The organism is Neglectibacter caecimuris (assembly GCF_034335015.1).
Taxonomy (GTDB): Bacteria; Bacillota; Clostridia; order Oscillospirales; family Acutalibacteraceae; genus Acutalibacter; species Acutalibacter caecimuris_A.
The window spans coordinates 557,571-573,276 of sequence record NZ_JAWXXK010000003.1 but is presented as its reverse complement, the minus strand read 5'-3'; the positions used below and the strand labels follow the sequence as shown (position 1 = coordinate 573,276).

14 protein-coding genes are annotated in these 15,706 nt (G+C 53.9%); 11 read left to right on the top strand and 3 right to left on the bottom strand.

The window, feature by feature from the left end; translation table 11 throughout:
- Positions 1–93: 93 nt before the first annotated feature.
- The 3 genes from U8T64_RS05705 to U8T64_RS05695 form a co-directional block, all read right to left on the bottom strand.
- A complete protein-coding gene (locus tag U8T64_RS05705; protein ID WP_322181794.1) occupies positions 94–1,569 on the bottom strand; it encodes a flavodoxin in 1,476 nt (491 codons plus the stop codon).
- Positions 1,570–2,005: 436 nt separating this feature from the next.
- On the bottom strand, positions 2,006–2,431 hold the full coding sequence (locus U8T64_RS05700; protein ID WP_322181792.1) for a hypothetical protein: 426 nt from the start codon (positions 2,429–2,431) through the stop codon (positions 2,006–2,008).
- A 148-nt stretch (positions 2,432–2,579) separates the two neighbouring features.
- Positions 2,580–2,792 (bottom strand): helix-turn-helix domain-containing protein, encoded by a 213-nt coding sequence (locus U8T64_RS05695; protein ID WP_322181790.1) that lies wholly within the window; start codon positions 2,790–2,792, stop codon positions 2,580–2,582.
- Between the two features lie 268 nt (positions 2,793–3,060).
- On the opposite strand from U8T64_RS05695, the gene U8T64_RS05690 reads away from it, so the two are divergent.
- The 11 genes from U8T64_RS05690 to U8T64_RS05640 all read left to right on the top strand — a co-directional run bounded on the left by U8T64_RS05690 (position 3,061) and on the right by U8T64_RS05640 (position 15,697).
- On the top strand, positions 3,061–3,219 hold the full coding sequence (locus U8T64_RS05690; protein ID WP_322181788.1) for a hypothetical protein: 159 nt from the start codon (positions 3,061–3,063) through the stop codon (positions 3,217–3,219).
- A 663-nt stretch (positions 3,220–3,882) separates the two neighbouring features.
- The gene (locus tag U8T64_RS05685; protein WP_322181786.1) at positions 3,883–4,326 is read left to right on the top strand and encodes a DUF2712 domain-containing protein; all 444 of its coding nucleotides are present in this window, start codon (positions 3,883–3,885) and stop codon (positions 4,324–4,326) included.
- Between the two features lie 200 nt (positions 4,327–4,526).
- Complete coding sequence (locus tag U8T64_RS05680) at positions 4,527–5,294, top strand: hypothetical protein (RefSeq protein ID WP_322181784.1); 768 nt, start codon at positions 4,527–4,529, stop codon at positions 5,292–5,294.
- 1 nt (position 5,295) lies between these two features.
- Positions 5,296–6,165, top strand: coding sequence for a hypothetical protein (locus tag U8T64_RS05675; RefSeq protein WP_322181782.1), 870 nt, complete (start codon positions 5,296–5,298; stop codon positions 6,163–6,165).
- Positions 6,152–7,024: a DUF2705 family protein gene (locus tag U8T64_RS05670; protein ID WP_322181780.1), complete on the top strand. Its 873-nt coding sequence runs from the start codon at positions 6,152–6,154 to the stop codon at positions 7,022–7,024. Before U8T64_RS05675 ends, U8T64_RS05670 begins: the two co-directional genes overlap by 14 nt.
- A gap of 12 nt (positions 7,025–7,036) precedes the next feature.
- Positions 7,037–7,711, top strand: coding sequence for an ATP-binding cassette domain-containing protein (locus tag U8T64_RS05665; RefSeq protein ID WP_322181778.1), 675 nt, complete (start codon positions 7,037–7,039; stop codon positions 7,709–7,711).
- Positions 7,708–8,358: a DUF5028 domain-containing protein gene (locus tag U8T64_RS05660; protein WP_322181777.1), complete on the top strand. Its 651-nt coding sequence runs from the start codon at positions 7,708–7,710 to the stop codon at positions 8,356–8,358. The genes U8T64_RS05665 and U8T64_RS05660 overlap by 4 nt, the downstream gene beginning before the upstream one ends.
- A 287-nt stretch (positions 8,359–8,645) precedes the next feature.
- Positions 8,646–10,469, top strand: a complete 1,824-nt coding sequence (typA, locus tag U8T64_RS05655) for a translational GTPase TypA (RefSeq protein WP_322181775.1) — start codon at positions 8,646–8,648, stop codon at positions 10,467–10,469.
- 78 nt (positions 10,470–10,547) lie between these two features.
- On the top strand, positions 10,548–12,227 hold the full coding sequence (gene pgeF, locus U8T64_RS05650) for a peptidoglycan editing factor PgeF (protein WP_322182044.1): 1,680 nt from the start codon (positions 10,548–10,550) through the stop codon (positions 12,225–12,227).
- Between the two features lie 328 nt (positions 12,228–12,555).
- Positions 12,556–13,476 (top strand): radical SAM protein, encoded by a 921-nt coding sequence (locus tag U8T64_RS05645; RefSeq protein WP_322181773.1) that lies wholly within the window; start codon positions 12,556–12,558, stop codon positions 13,474–13,476.
- A 550-nt stretch (positions 13,477–14,026) separates the two neighbouring features.
- Entirely contained in the window at positions 14,027–15,697 is a 1,671-nt protein-coding gene (locus tag U8T64_RS05640; protein WP_322181771.1) for a DUF4091 domain-containing protein, read from the top strand.
- The last annotated feature ends 9 nt before the right edge of the window (positions 15,698–15,706 follow it).

Here is a 15,706-nt window from a genome sequence, read left to right as displayed (position 1 = left end):
TTTTGTCAAGGGAAATTAGGGCAGGCGCAGCTCATCGATCCAACCCTGAACGGCGGATTGCGGCGCGCTGCCGCTGAAGCGCCGCCCGGTTTCTCAGGCTGCGTCAGGTGCCAGAGCGTGCAGGTTCGCGGCGCTGGAGCCCATGGGGCTGCTGGCGGAGGTGCAGAACGGCACAATGGTTTTTCCCGCAAGCTCATAGCTTTCCAGAAAGGTGCTGATGATTTTCGGGGCCTGCCCATGCCAGATAGGGTAGCCAAGAAATACCACGTCGTATTGCCCCGGATCCACAGCCTGACCGGAAATAGCGGGGCGGGCGGTTGGGTCGTTCTGCTCCCGGCTGGTACGGCTGGAGGCGTTGCTGTAATCCAGATCGGCAGCGGTGTAGGGAATTTGAGGAACGATTTCATAAAGCTCGGCTTCCGGCAGAGCGGTTTGGAGATGCCCGGCAATTCTCTCCGTGCTGCCGGTACAGGAAAAATACGCGATCAGGGTTTTTCCCCGGATGGGGGTGGGATCCGGCTGACCGGCCGTTTTTATAGTGATGGCTCCCTGTAAGCCGCCGATCAGGCTTTGTCCGGAAACCGCTTTGCCCAGCTCGAACAGCGAGCTGTTTTCCTGAAAATCACCATAGAACAAAACCACATCGCCCCAGGGAGCATAGTAAGCCAACGTGCCTGCCCCGCCCTTCGCCAGGGGCATGCCAGTGGTGTCCAGCCTTTGCGCCGGATAAAATATCTTTTCGTTGGTGCTGTAATTTTCCACCGAAATCGTCATGGGAAGCTGCTCGTAAAGGGAATTGGCGGCGGTGCTGTCATTCAACTCATAAATCACTTCGCTGCCGCCGCGCCGCACGGAAATTTTCCGGGCCTGCGGCGTGGGCGCCGGGTCGGGCACGGGTGTGGGATCAGTTCCGGGTCCAGGGCCAGGCTCAGGCGTTTCTGTTTCACTTTGTACCCAGCGGGCCAGCATGGAGGCCATTTCTCCGCGGGTGGCAAGCCCCTTTGGATCGAAGCAGTTATTTCCTTTTCCGCTGATGATGTTTTTCTCCCGGGCCCAGTTCACGGCAGATACCGCATAGCTTGAAATCTGCGCCGCGTCCGTAAAGTTTTGCGTCTGCCCCGCGGCAGGCCGCCCTTCGGCGCGCCAGAGAAAAGCGGCCAGCTGTTCCCTGGTTACCGGATCGGCAGGGCCGAAGCGCTCATTCCCATATCCGGCGATCAGCCCGGTGGAAAAGCCCCAGTCCACGGCGTTTTTGTAGTAGGCATTCAGGGGAACATCGGAAAAACCGGCAGCAGCAGCGGTGGCAGGGCTTCCGGCCCGGCGGTACAGCACCGCCGCCAGCATGGCGCGGCTGGCAGTGCCGTTGGGAGCAAACCGCCCGCTCTCCACACCGCTCATTAAGCCGTTTTCCCGGCAGAAGGTCACCGCATCGGCATACCAGCTGTTTGCGGGCACATCGGAAAATTCGGCGTTCGCCGCCCGGCAGGGCAGGCCCAATGTAAGCAGTATTACCGCTGTCAGAATGCGGGAAAAGATCTTTTTGAATGAAAAAGAGGCAAGCCGTTTCATAAATTTCCTCCTCTGTATTTGACTGCCCCCATTATAATTGCGGCTTTTTGGAATGTCCAATACTTCTTATTTGTCTATTTCTATGCCTAAAAAGCATAGAAAATTTTACAGGCCTCCCCGGCTTTGCCCTTATCGAGGGAAGCTGCCATTGTGTTTTGCGATGTTATTCTTTTAGGCTTCCTTCAAAAATGGAAGCTTCGGAAAAGCGCAATTCTTTTTTCTGTGTTCGCGTTCAGTCCGTCATTCCTGAGAAATCCTTTTTCTACCATCTTTTCCAATGACTAACCGCTTGCAACGAATCAGAAAAGAACGAGATTCTTCGCCTTCGGCTCAGAATGACAGATGGGGGCCTTGCCCTTGTCGAAGGAAACTGTTATTGTGTTTTGAGATGTTATTCTTTTAGGCTTCCTTCGAAAACGGAAGCTTCGAAAAAGCGCTATTCTTTTTCTGTGTTCGCGTCCAAAAGCCGCTGGATTCCGGCTTCTGTGTAGGAGAGCAGCTTTCCGTACCGCCGCGCCAGATCTTCCCGAAGCGTCTCATAGCGTCCGGTGGAAACGGCGTTCTCCTTTTCCTCTTTTAAGGAAAGATATTCCTGCAAGGCAGAGCTTTCCTGGTAGAAGATCACGTTATATTTTCCCTGATTCAGCGAAAGGGGAAACAAGTCGGTCAAAAAGGCATGGTCTTCCACAGAATACCGAACGCCGTATTTTTCACAGAGCCGATCAAATTCCGGTAAAAAAGCATCGCGCTCCTGCCGGGAATCGCAGGGGTGGGAAAGGGCGATCCGCTTTACCCCGGCGCGCACCATTTCGCAGAAACAGTCTGCTGCACCGAGATGATAAGAAAAACGGTCCAGTTTCATAGGGACAGTTCCTCCATTTTTTGAATTTGCGGCAGGAAAAGAAAGATACTTTGCAGAAGAATACGCAGGCCGTGATCCCATGCGACGGCAGAAAGAAATTTTTCAGGGCAGCGAGAATCGCCCTCAAAAAATCTTTTGCTCCTGATGTTTAGAACACATTATCGTCAGGAAAATGCTCCATGATTTCGGAAACGGAACATTCCAGGATATTACACAGCTTGTCAATGGTGTTGACTTCCACATTCATATTGTGGCGAAGCCGGTAAATTTGACCCCTGCTCATGTTGTAACGGGTATACAGGCAGTACTCAGAAATGTCTTTTGCTGCCATTGTTTGCCAGAGTTTGTCATACTTTATCATATTTGCGCACCTGTTGTCGAGCGGTTTTTCTTGCTTTTTCTCCATTATGCGATTAGTATGGAGAAAGATGTAGTGCCCGTATACGGTGGTTAATATGTGCGGAATTTTCAGATAATATGCGAAAAATCGGGTCAGCATAAAAACAGGTTAATTCCAAAAATCAAAGCAAAGTGATTTTTACATTTTTTGTTTTTACTTTATTACATTCCTAGCCCGAAAACCCGTGAATTTTTCCACCCTTCGGAAATGAAAGGAGAATGGCCGTAATATGAGCTATGACAAAATGTATTACACAGTATTTAACGCCGTTACAGACGCGCTGGAGGTAGCTGAAAAAATGCCGGACAGCCCGGAAAAGAAGGAATTGCTTCACATTCTTTCCCTGAGCCAGCAGACCAGCGAGGACATTTATGTCTCAGAAGTATAGTTTAACACTAATATCTTTGCTTGACAAAGGGAAAGAATGTATTTTTGGGTGAAAAATTTCCTCTTAGCGGGATTTTTCCTGCCAAAGGAAAAAATTTTTCAAACAGCCCCGGGCTTGTTTGAAAATAGAGGAAGCCCCGGATAAATCAGAAAAATGAAATGTTCGCCAGCCGCACAAGGTTACTCTTGTGTTGGCTGGCTGTTTTGTTGAAGAGGCCTTTGCTTGCGTGAAGTACCATGTGGACATTTCCGGTTTGCCCAATGAAGCTTAAGGAAGCACTGATTAAATCTGTAAGCTAGTTGCGTGCCAAGCCGCCAGGCGCGATTTATTCAGTGGTTCCTTAAGGCTGCCCCGCGCAATTCATGGCTATCTCCTGAAACGGCGTCTTACGGGAAATTTTTTCAGCAAAGCATAGAAGATCTGCCGCCGGGTATCAGTGCGCCCCCGTGCAGACCTTCCGCGCTCTGCCGAAAAAGTTCCTTTTGTGCTATGCTGCTTAGAATTATGTAGCGCTTTCTTAAAAGTTATCATCGTAATTTGTCGAATAATAATATATTTTGTAAGATTTTGAAATATTTCTATTTTTTCTGTTGACTATTTTTGAATCGTGTTCTATATTAAATATATAGGCCTGACTTATTCTATAAAAAGGAGAGAATTTATATGAAGCTGAAAAGATTGATTTCCGTCTCTCTGGCCGCCGCTTTGCTGGCGTGCGCCCTGACCGTTCCCGCAAGCGCGAATACGGTAGACAGGGATTACGCGTTTTATGACATTGCCGCATCTTCCTGGGTGAATACGGCTACTGCGAAGAAAGACACCGCTTCCGAGGTGTACGCGGCTCCCACAGATTCCCCCAATGGAACCACCCTGGTTAGAACATACTGCTATGTCGGGGAAAGTGCAGTGAATAAAACGACTAGGGGCACAGTGTCCTTGATAAGCGGCAACAGATATGCTATCAATAATTATGTCTATGAAGACGGCAATAAGTACAACGGCCAAGTCACCATGTGGCTTAGTATGAGTCCGGCGGCCGGCCGCGGAAGGCTGCGGGGCGTCTGGAGCCCGGACTACACGGAGGAGAGCGGCGTGATCCACGTTTAACGCTCCGTTGAAGCTCGTGCCGGCAGAGACAGTACAAACTCCTGCCGGTATCAATAAGGCAGTGCCGCACAAGTCACAGGTCAGGCCTGAAGCGCCGGTTTCCTCGCGTGTTTTTCGTTATGGCGCGTGGCTTTTGCCGCGTAATACAACACTTGGACCTGTGCGGCGCCGCCTTACCTATTTTTTGGGAGGCATTCTTAATGAAAAAAAATAAAATCTGGCTTATGCCACTGTCCCTTTGCCTGCTGCTCTGTTCCTGCGCGCCCATGCGCTCCAACAGCCAGCTGGCGGCTTCTTCCCTGGCGCCCTCAAGCGCCCTTTCCTCCGCTGTGGAGAAAAATGCAGGGTCCGAGGCTTCTTCCGAAATTTCTTCCGGTTCTTCCGCCGCGGAGCCCGTTTCTGCCGGAGAGCTGGGAACCGTGCAGATAGATCCCAGAGACGTGGGAACGTTCAAATATCATGTTTTGAAAATGCGGTACGGGGAAAACCTGGAGGAGCTGGGGATTTCTCAGGAAAAAACCGCTGATTGGGATCCTGAGGTGCAGGACAGCGGCGTGGTGCTGCTGACCATGAAGCTGGAAAATGTGGATTATCCCATGGACGAGCCAGGACTGGCGGAGGACGGCTATATTCTGGTCAACAGCCTGAACCTGTATCCCACAGAGGCGATCGACCAGAACAAAACGCCGGAGCATATCGTAGATGGGGCTTTGGATTACAGCAACGTGCCGGTTTACTTTGACCGGGCGCCTCAGAAAGAGAAAAGGTATTTTGCGCTTCCCATGCCGGAGCCGGGGCAGAGCTCGGAGGAATTTCAGGTGGCCTGGGCGCTGAGCGCCCAATACGCCGGGCTGTTTCAGGAGGACAAGCTGGAGCTGGTGCTGACAGCTGCGCCTTTAGAATACGGCACCAACGAGGTTTGCCGGGCAAAGCTCCGCTATGCTGACGCGGTGCAGGGGGAAGAGTAGCGTGAAGCGGGTATTTTGGATAGAACTGCACAAGGCCTTACACAGCTGGTTTTTTCTGGCGGCAGTCTGCTGCGGCGGGCTTTTTGCCATTCTCAGCTTCGTTGACCGGGTCAGCCAGTACTATTCCGGCACCGGATTTCTTGGCATGGTGGACGCGGCAGAACAGATGGGATATGTCAAGTACCCTATCGTACCCGATACTATTGTTTATAATCAATGGCTGGGCGGAGAGGGGCTTTCCTTGGGCTACACTTTGTTTTTTACCCTGCTGCCCCTGCTGGCGGTTTTGCCCTACGGGTATTCCTTTTCCGAGGAGCTGCGGGGCGGGTACTTGAAAATGGTCGTTCCCAAGTGCGGAAGAAGGCGCTATTTCCTGGCAAAGGCCGGGGCTTCCTTTCTATCCGGCGGGCTGGCGGTGACCATTCCGCTGGCGGCAAGCTTATTCTTTTGTTTTTTGATCTTTCCGGCGGCAAAGCCCAATGTGATCTACGATCAGTATTTTCCCTTCACTCATTCCAGTATGCTGGCGGGGCTTGTATATTCCCACCCCTTGCTTTACATGCTGCTTTACCTGGGGATCGATTTTGTGTTTGCCGGGCTTTTCGCCTGTCTTTCCATCAGCTCCGTGTTTTTCTTTCGGCAGCGGCTGGCTTCTGTGGTGCTTCCGTTCCTCTTTGTGCTGGGGTGTGATATGCTGCGGAGCTTCGGCACGTATGTCAGCTATGTGGAGATCTCTCCCATGAGGCTGATGCACGCGGTACCGACGGCAAATTTCATCAAAGCGCCGGTGCTTTTGGGCTGGCTGTGCCTGTTCGTGCTGCTGACCCTGCCGTTGATCCTGTACCGGGGGTGCAAGCATGAGATTTTTTAACCTGTTTCGGTATGACCTGCGGCGGGGCAGGCTGTTCAGCCCCGGCAGGCTGTTTGCCGTGGTGTCTCTATTTTCGTTTCTGTTTCTCTGCTTTTGTGTGGATGTGTTTCAGGGCTTCTATTTTGAGCTGAAAAGCTTCTGGGAGATCAATTCCCTTTCGCTTTCCTTTGGGGACGTTTTGCTCGGTAAAACCGGGGGGATCCTTCCCCAAAACGCGCAAAGCCAGTCGTTTTTGTTTCCCACGGAATGGCTGGCGATCCAAATGCTGCTGTGCTATTTTACATTGGGGTATTTTCGGGAGGATTTCACCCGTGGCGGAGTGCAGGTGATCCCCCGCATGGGCAGCAAAACCGTGTGGTGGCTTTCAAAATGCCTGTGGAATATCTGCTCGGTCACCCTCTATTACTGCCTGGGGTATGGAACGCTGCTGTTTTTGACCGTTCTGACGGGGAAATCACCGAGCTTTACGCTGAACTCCTCTGTTTTTGAATTTTACTTTTCCTGCCCGCTGCCTGCCGCCAATGCTTCCCAGGGAGAGCTTTTTCTGGCCCTCTGCGTTCTGCCCTGGCTGACCGCCGTAGCGGTAAACCTGGTGCAGATGGCCCTTACGATCGTTCTGAAGCCGGCGCTCGCCTATCTTGCCACCGGCTGCTGGCTGGTGGTGGGCGTCTACTATGCCCATGCCTTTGTGCTTCCGAATTATTCGTTGTCTGTCAGAAGCGGGGCGGTGGGCGTTTACGGCTTTCAAAGCACGCTGGGGATCGCGCTCTGTTTGGGAACGGGCCTTCTGGCTGTGGCGGCGGGGCTTTTTGGGCTTCGCAGGAAGGATATGATAGACAGCCAGACGGCCTTTAGTTAAGGAGGATCTTCTGTGAAAATTTCACTCTGTCATGTGACAAAACGCTTTGGCCCCACCGCAGTGATCGACGATGTGTCTCTGGAGCTTCACGGCGGCCGGGTGTACGGTTTTCAGGGAATCAACGGTTCCGGGAAAACCATGCTGATGCGCCTGATTGCGGGGCTTATCTATCCCTCGGAGGGAACCGTTACGGTAAACGGCACGGTTCTGAGCGGGGAAAACAGCTTTCCGGAAAGCATGGGGCTTTTGATCGAGAGCCCTTCCTTCCTTGGCGGTTATACCGGGCTTCGCAATTTGGAGCTTCTGGCAGGAATCCGGAAGCAGATCGGAAAAAAGGAAGTGGAAGCCGCCATAGAGCGGGTGGGGCTGGATCCGGCCGATCCTAAGAAATACAGGAAATATTCCCTGGGAATGAAGCAGCGCCTGGGAATTGCCTGCGCCATTATGGAAAAGCCGGAGCTGCTTATTTTGGACGAGCCGGTAAACGCGCTGGACGAAGACGGGATCGCTTTGGTGCGGGAGATCGTAGCGCGGGAAAAGGAGCGGGGCGCCTGCGTGCTGCTTTCCTGCCATGATTTTGAGGAGCTTTCTTATATGTCCGATGAAATTTATAAGCTGGTTGCCGGAAAGCTGACCCGCAGGATGGTAAAGGAGCAGACCGGCGAATTTCGCGAGGAACAGCTATGAGAAGGCGGGTTTTTTCGGTCATTTTCTGTGTGATACTGGCCCTGGCGGCAGGGGTGCGGATTTACCAGGTGAACACAGCCGACTATTATCGGTATTTTCCGGTGCGGAAATTTTACGGCAGGGGAGAGCAGGTTCCCTTAAATAACGATCATTATTACTTTACCAGGCGTGATTGGAGCGGCTATACGGTAGAGGTAACGGACGCCAGGATCGAGAAAACAGAGGCTTTCCTGGCGGAGCGTCACGCGCCGGAGGGGTTTCTCGCGCAAAACGGCTATGTGCAGAATAACCATCACGCCTATGATTATCTGTGCATCGTGACCGCGGTGTTCCGCTATGACGGAACGGACAGCCTGGAAAAGGACCCTGTCAGCCTGGCGGAATTCAAGCTGCTGGGGCCGGACTACACCCTGGCCTCCGTCCCTGAGCTGAATGGGCTTCCCGCATTCAATTCCTCTATGAAAGGGAACAGCAGGTTTGTGATCACCTCCGGAAAGCCCTTCACCGTTGAGATCCCGTTTTTTATCAGCACGGGCTTTGAAACTGACATGAGCGTAGAGTATTTCCAAAAAAGTGACCCGCAGTTACTGGTGACGTATTATCCGGAGGAAAGCTGCATCGCTGTTTTTTCAGAAGACGCACCGTAAGAGTTGTACCATTGTCAGTGCCCTTCCTTTTCTTCTCTCCTTTGGGGCGTGTTTTCGGCTGCCGCTGAGGGCGGAGCCTCCTTTTTGAAAAGTTTTCCCGGGAAGTATGCGGGAAAACTTTTCTTTTGCGCTGTTTTGTGCTATACTAAGCGCTGATTGCGAGATACTGAAGAGTAGAAAAGAAGCGCGGGCGCAAAGCGGCCGCTCACAGAAAGGCTGTGAGAACCGGGCGGCGCGGCCTGGATCGCTCGCCGATCGGAAGCGCAAAAGGAAAGGAACGTGTAAGAATGGGAAGCAGAGAAAATTTGAGGAATGTGGCGATCATCGCCCACGTAGACCATGGAAAGACCACGCTGGTGGATCAGCTTTTACGGCAAAGCGGCGTGTTCCGGGCCAATGAGGCCGTGGCCGAGCGCGTGATGGATTCCGGCGATCTGGAGCGGGAAAGAGGGATCACGATCCTGTCGAAAAACACCGCCGTGATGTATCAGGATACCAAAATCAATATTGTGGATACTCCCGGCCACGCCGATTTCGGCGGCGAGGTGGAACGGGTGCTGATGATGGTAGACGGCGTTCTGCTTTTGGTGGACGCCTTCGAGGGCTGTATGCCCCAAACCAGATTTGTGCTGAAAAAGGCCCTGGGCCTGGGGAAAAAGCCCGTGGTGGTGCTGAATAAGATCGACCGTCCCGGCGCGCGGCCCGCCGAGGTGGTGGACGAGGTACTGGATCTCTTTATCGAGCTGGGCGCCAACGACGACCAGCTGGATTTCCCGGTGGTGTACGCCTCCGCCCGAGACGGCTACGCCACGTTGGACCCCAACGAGCCCGGCACGGATATGACCCCCCTGTTCGAGATGATCATCAAGGAAGTGCCGGCTCCCCAGGGGGATCTGGAGGGGCCCACCCAGGTGCTGTTTTCCAATATCGATTATGACGACTATGTGGGCCGCATCGGCATCGGCCGGGTAGAGCGGGGCAGCGTTCGTGTGGGAGAAACCGTTACCATCTGCGGCGGCGCCGAAGATGTGCGCAAAAACGCCAAGGTCACAAAGCTGTATCAGTTTGAGGGATTGAAGCGTGTGGAGGCGCAGTCCGCAGAGCTGGGAGATATCATCGCCGTTTCCGGCATTGCCGATTTGAATATCGGCCAGACCGCCTGTGCGGTGGACTGCGTGGAGCCACTGCCCTTTGTGAAGATCGACGAGCCCACGGTTTCCATGATGTTCCTGGTGAATAATTCCCCCTTTGCCGGGCGGGAAGGAAAATATGTGACCTCCCGGAACCTGCGGGACAGGCTCTTTAAGGAGGTGGAGACCAATGTGGCCATGCGGGTGGAGGAGACGGAAACCACCGATTCCTTCAAGGTTTCCGGCAGAGGCGAACTGCACCTTTCCATTTTGATCGAGCAAATGCGCCGGCAGGGTTATGAATTCCAGGTGTCCCCGCCCAATGTGATCTATAAGGAAAAGGACGGCCAGCGCCTGGAGCCCATGGAGCTTTTGATGATCGAGGTGCCGGATAACTATGTAGGTGCCGTTATGGAAAAAATCGGTTCCCGGAAAGCGGAGCTTCTGAACATGGGCAGCAGGGATTCCGGCTCCACCCACCTGGAATTTAAGATCCCCGCCAGGGGCCTGATGGGCTATCGTTCGGAATTTTTGACCGATACCAACGGCAACGGGATCATGAACCATGTGTTTGACAGCTACGAGCCCTATAAAGGCGATATCCAGCAGCGTACCCAGGGCTCCATCATTGCCCATGAAACGGGAGAATCCACCGCTTACGGCCTGTTCTATGCCCAGGACCGCGGACGTATGTTTATTGGGCCGGGCGTGGAGGTCTATGAAGGCATGATCGTGGGGGCCAACCCCAAAAATGAAGACATCACCGTGAATGTGTGCAAGAAAAAGCACGCCACCAACACCCGCTCCTCCGGCGCGGACGAGGCCTTGAAGCTGACGCCCCATTCCGTGCTGAGCCTGGAGCAGTGCCTGGAATTCATTGCCGACGACGAGCTGGTGGAGGTCACCCCGGAAAGCGTGCGAATGCGCAAGACGGTTCTTTCCAAGGAGCTTCGCATGAAGCAGGCCAGTAAGAAAAAATAAGAACTTGTACCGATCGGGTACATGTGTGGATTTTCCAGCGGAATTCATCGGGAAGGAGGGCTTTTTGCTTTGGAGCTTGTGATTCTGGATCTGGAATGGAACGCGGCCTACAGCAGGCGTACCAAGGGCTATATCAATGAGATCATTGAATTCGGTGCGGTGAAATGCGGGCCGGATCTAAAGCGGAAAAGCACCTTTTCCTGCTTTGTAAAGCCCCAGGTAAGCAAGCACATCAGCACGCTGGTCTCCAATTTGACCAGCATTACCGACGATACCCTGACCGATGGCATGAGCTTTATGGGCGCTGTCAGCAAATTCCGAAAATGGGCTGGGGACTGTATCGTCATGACCTGGGGCACCTCGGATATTTTGACCCTGATCGAAAATTGCCGTTATTTCAGCGGCAGCGGCGAGGTACCGTTTTTGTCTCAATACTGCGATTTGCAGCGGTATGCTCAAGTGCAGATGGGAACCGGCACGGCGGAGCAGCTGGGGCTTTCCAGGGCGGCGGAGCTTTTGGGCCTGGATATTTCCGGTATGGAGCACCACAGGGCGCTGGACGACAGCCTGATGGCGCTGAAGATCCTTCGGCGGATCTATTGCCAGGAAACGCTGCCGGAGTTTACAGACCCCTGTAACGAGGAGTTTTACAGGCGGATCACCTTTAAGACCACCTATATCTGCGATTTGCACAGCCCTTTGGTGCAGAAAAGCCATTTGCGCTTTCCCTGCCCCCGCTGCGGGGGAGAAAGCGCCCGCACCAGTCGCTGGGCGTTGAAAAACAGGGGCTTTCGGGCGGAATTTCGCTGCGGCGCCTGCGGGCACCTGTTTGCCGGAAGGCTTACCATTAAACAGAAATACGAGGGACTTACCGTGAATAAAAAAACCTATCCCCTGCCGGAGATCGAAGCGCCCCGAAAGGCTTCCCCTGGCCCTCTCGGAAACATGCGCCTGGAGCTTGTGGAGCATACCGGAGTGCTGCGGTTCCCGGGTCTGAAAGACTGCAAAACGGCAAACGCCGTGTTTTCCACCAGGCTGGGCGGCGTAAGTGAACAGGAATTTGCCGCCATGAACCTGGGCTTCAGCCGGGGAGATACGGAAGAGAATGTGGCGGAAAATTACCGCATTTTTTGCCGGGCTGCCGGGTTTGACAGTGAGTCTCTGGTGGCCGGAAGCCAGGATCACCACGTCAATATCCGCCGGGTAGGCGCGGCTCAGCGGGGGATCGGCATCTGGAAGGAAAAGGATATGGAAAGTATCGACGGTCTGTGTACCGACGAAACGGGCGTTACTTTGGTGATCTACTGCGCGGACTGTGTTCCTCTGTATTTTATCGATGAAGCCCACCACGCCATCGGCCTGGCCCACGCAGGCTGGCGGGGAACGGCGGCGGGCATGGCAAAGGTAATGGCAGAGCGGCTTACGGCGGAATTCAGCACCCGGCCTGAGGAGCTGCGGGCCGCGATCGGCCCTTCTATTTGTAAAGACTGCTTTGAGGTGGACGAACCGGTGGCCGCAGAATTTTTGAAGTTGCCCCATTCGAAGCTGTTCGTTTCCGGCCCGGAGGAAAACGGGAAATACCATGTGGACCTGTGGGAATGCAACCGCCAATTCATGCTGGCCGCGGGGCTCCTGCCGGAGCATATCACAGTGGGAGAGGTCTGCACCATGTGCGAAAGCGACTTGCTGTTCTCCCACCGAAAAACCCGCGGCCGCCGCGGCAGCAACTGCGCCATGCTGGGGCTGGTGAATAATTAGTGATTAGCAATTAGTAATTAGCAATTTTAAGGGCAAGGGAAAATTTGATAAATTGAAATTTAGCAGTTACTCACTCACCCTCCATCTGTCATTCTGAGCGAAGCGAAGAATCTCGTCTTTTGTCCTTTCCCTAGAAATTAAGGGCGAGATTCTTCGTCGCTATGCTCCTCAGAATGACAAAAAGGGGGAACTCGTTCTTCTCTAACAACTAGTTCGCTAAACTACAATTTACCGGACAGTGACCTTGCCCTTCATTGCTCATTTCTCATTGCCTCTGCTGTTCAGTATCTAACAACAACTAACGATTATAGGAAACATAGGATATAAAATGGAACCAGAAAATTTGTCCCTGTTGTCCGGCATGGGGGAAAGCTGCCGGCTTTGTCCCCGGCAGTGCGGGGCCAAAAGAAGGGAAAGCGGAAAAGGCTTTTGCAAAAGCGGCAATGAGCTGCACATCGCCCGGGCGGCCCTTCACTTCTGGGAGGAACCGCCCATCAGCGGAAAAAACGGCTCCGGCGCGGTGTTTTTTACCGGGTGTCCCCTGGGCTGCGTGTATTGCCAGAACCGGGAGATCAGTAAGCAGGCGGCCCCGCCGGGGAAGACGGTTTCCCCGGCTGAGCTGAGCCAGCTGTTTTTTGACCTGATCCGGCAGGGGGCTCACAATATCAACCTGGTCACCCCCACCCACTTTATGCCCCTGATTCGGGAAGCGCTGCTTTACCGCCCCCTGCCGGTTCCGGTGATATATAATACCTCCGGCTATGAAACGGTGGATTCCCTGCGGGCGCTGGAGGGGCTGGTGGATAGTTACCTGCCTGATTTTAAATACGCCGAGCCGGAACTGGCCAAGGCGCTTTCCCGGGCTCCCGATTATCCTGAAACTGCCCTTGCCGCAATTCGTGAAATGGTGCGGCAGGCAGGCGCTCCCGTTTACGGAGAGGACGGTATGCTGCAAAGGGGCGTGCTGATCCGTCATTTGATTTTGCCGGGGCACACCAGAAATTCCATTGCCGTATTGGAAAAGATCGCCCAGGAATTTCCGGGGATCCCCGTAAGCCTTATGGCGCAGTACACTCCACCCCGGGAATTCCCGGAGGGAAAAGACTTTCCGGAGCTTACCAGAACCATCACCGCGAGAGAGCTGAACAAGGTACAGGACAAGCTGTTCCAGCTGGGGCTGGAGGGCTTTGTGCAGTCCAGAAAAGCCCAGGGTAACGAGTATTTGCCGGATTTTCATCAGCTTTTGTGAAAGGGCAATTAGAAATGAGCAATTATTTAGAAGAGGCTGGTTTGCTAAGTTGGAATTTGCAGCGTTGGTTACAACGCTTGTGCCGCTGCACCAACTCGTGAAGTTGCTTGTTGCAAGCGGACAGCTTCCGGCCCGACCACAACCAGGCTGATAAATTGGAATTTAGCGGTTATCTACTCACCTCCCTCCTGTCATTCCTGAACAGAAAGCAAGGCGCGCCTTGCTTTCTCGGTGAAGAATCTCGTTCTTTGCCTTTTTGCCCTGGAATTAAGGACGAGATTCTTCGTCACTTCGTTCCTCAGAATGACAGTGGGGAACTGAGTGCCAAACTATAATTTACTAGTTACCTCCGGTCGGGTCAGAAATTGTTTTTCTGCACCAAGTGGGAACACGAGTGCCTGCAGCGCAGCTGCAAACTATAATTTACCGCCCCGTCCCTGCCTTTAAATTGCTCATTGTATCCATCCTTGCGCGGAAGTGTGCCGTCACCGTCCAGCATCCAGCGTCTAAAAATCCAGTATCCAAATTGACCGCCCAAAGGAGGAGTTCTATGAAAAGCATCAAATTGTATCAGGTTTCTTCGCTGGAAAAGGTTTTTCCCAGTGAAAAAATTTCCGGTGAACGCGGGAAATTTGCAGAGTATTCCCGGGCCAGCGCTTTGCGGGGGGAAGAGCTTGCCTATCAGATCGTTCTGAGAAAAGAGGGCTGGGGGAAGGAGGAAGTTCGCTGGTCTGTGTCCTCTCCGCTGGGGGACGCGGTGCGGGTCTTTCAGGTGAAAAGCGTTCCCTGCGAGCTGGCGGCTTACCCTGAGGAAGACGCCCACGACAGCGATTATCTCACGCTGGATTCCGGCCTGTTCCCCGACGTGCTATATCCCATGGGGGAGAACACGCTGGAAATCAACAGCTTCCTGAATACCACCCTGTGGGTGGAGCTTGCCGTACCGGAGGACTGCCCCGCCGGGGAATATCCCATTTGCTTTACGGCGGAGGGGGAAGAGGGCAGGGTGGAGTGTACCTTTACGCTTACCGTGGTCGCCGCCCGGCTGCCGCCTCAGAAGCTTTTATTCACCCAGTGGTTCCATGTGGACTGTCTGGCGGAGCAGTATCATGTGCCCGTGTATTCCGAACGCCATTGGGAGATCATCGGCGCGTATTTGAAGGAAGCGGCGAAAGCAGGCATGAACACGGTGCTTACCCCGGTGCTCACGCCGCCTTTGGATACCGCCATCGGCACGGAGCGCCTGTGTGTACAGCTGGCAGAGATCGAAAAGCAGGGGGATACTTACCGCTTTGATCTGTCCCGGCTCCGGCGCTTTGTGGAGCTGGCCCTGGAATGCGGGATCACTCATTTTGAAATAAACCATCTGTTTACCCAGTGGGGCGCGAAATTTACCCCGGCGGTGTATGCCACGGAGCAAGGAGAAAGAAAGCGGATCTTCGGCTGGGACAAAAAGGCGGATTCCCCGGAATACACGGCCTTTTTGCGTCAGCTGCTGCCTGCCGTGAACCGGTTGTTCCAAAGCATGGGGCTGAAGGACAGGCTGCTGTTTCACGTTTCCGATGAGCCGGGAAAAGGCGCGCTGGAACACTACAGCCGGGCCAAGGCCATGATCCGGCAGCTGGTAGGAGACTGCCCGGTGATCGACGCTCTGTCCGACCCGGAATTTTACGACCAGGGCCTGGTGGGGCAGCCCGTGGCGGCCACCAACCATATTGAGCCCTTCCTGGAGCGGCAGGTGCCGGAGCTGTGGGCCTACTATTGCTGCGGGCAAAGCGTGAAGGTGGGGAACAGGTTTCTCGCCATGCCCTCCTACCGGAACAGGATCCTGGGCGTGCAGCTTTATAAATACCGGATCAAGGGCTTTTTGCACTGGGGCTATAATTTTTGGCATTCCCAGGAATCCAAAAGCCGGATCGACCCCTTCCGCGTAACAGATGCCGGCGGAGCCTTCCCCGGCGGGGACGCGTTTTCCGTTTATCCCGGTGAGAACGGCGCGCCCCTGCCCTCCCTGCGGCTGAAGATCTTCCACCACGCCCTTCAGGACCTGCGGGCCCTGGAGCTGCTGGAAGCCCTGACCGACCGGGAGACTGTGGAAAGCACCGTAAAGGATTTTGAAGCCATCACCTTCTCAGAATATCCCCGAAATTCCCAATATCTTTTGGAGCTGCGGGAGGCGGTCAACCAAAAGATCGGAGAAGCGCGGGTGGCGGGTAACTAATAGTTTAGC

Coding starts and splice junctions, on each gene's coding strand:
- U8T64_RS05705 (WP_322181794.1), bottom strand. CDS start 1,569: ATGAAACGGCTTGCCTCTTTTTCATTCAAAAAGATCTTTTCCCGCATT.
- U8T64_RS05700 (WP_322181792.1), bottom strand. CDS start 2,431: ATGAAACTGGACCGTTTTTCTTATCATCTCGGTGCAGCAGACTGTTTC.
- U8T64_RS05695 (WP_322181790.1), bottom strand. CDS start 2,792: ATGATAAAGTATGACAAACTCTGGCAAACAATGGCAGCAAAAGACATT.
- U8T64_RS05690 (WP_322181788.1), top strand. CDS start 3,061: ATGAGCTATGACAAAATGTATTACACAGTATTTAACGCCGTTACAGAC.
- U8T64_RS05685 (WP_322181786.1), top strand. CDS start 3,883: ATGAAGCTGAAAAGATTGATTTCCGTCTCTCTGGCCGCCGCTTTGCTG.
- U8T64_RS05680 (WP_322181784.1), top strand. CDS start 4,527: ATGAAAAAAAATAAAATCTGGCTTATGCCACTGTCCCTTTGCCTGCTG.
- U8T64_RS05670 (WP_322181780.1), top strand. CDS start 6,152: ATGAGATTTTTTAACCTGTTTCGGTATGACCTGCGGCGGGGCAGGCTG.
- U8T64_RS05660 (WP_322181777.1), top strand. CDS start 7,708: ATGAGAAGGCGGGTTTTTTCGGTCATTTTCTGTGTGATACTGGCCCTG.
- typA (WP_322181775.1), top strand. CDS start 8,646: ATGGGAAGCAGAGAAAATTTGAGGAATGTGGCGATCATCGCCCACGTA.
- U8T64_RS05645 (WP_322181773.1), top strand. CDS start 12,556: ATGGAACCAGAAAATTTGTCCCTGTTGTCCGGCATGGGGGAAAGCTGC.
- U8T64_RS05640 (WP_322181771.1), top strand. CDS start 14,027: ATGAAAAGCATCAAATTGTATCAGGTTTCTTCGCTGGAAAAGGTTTTT.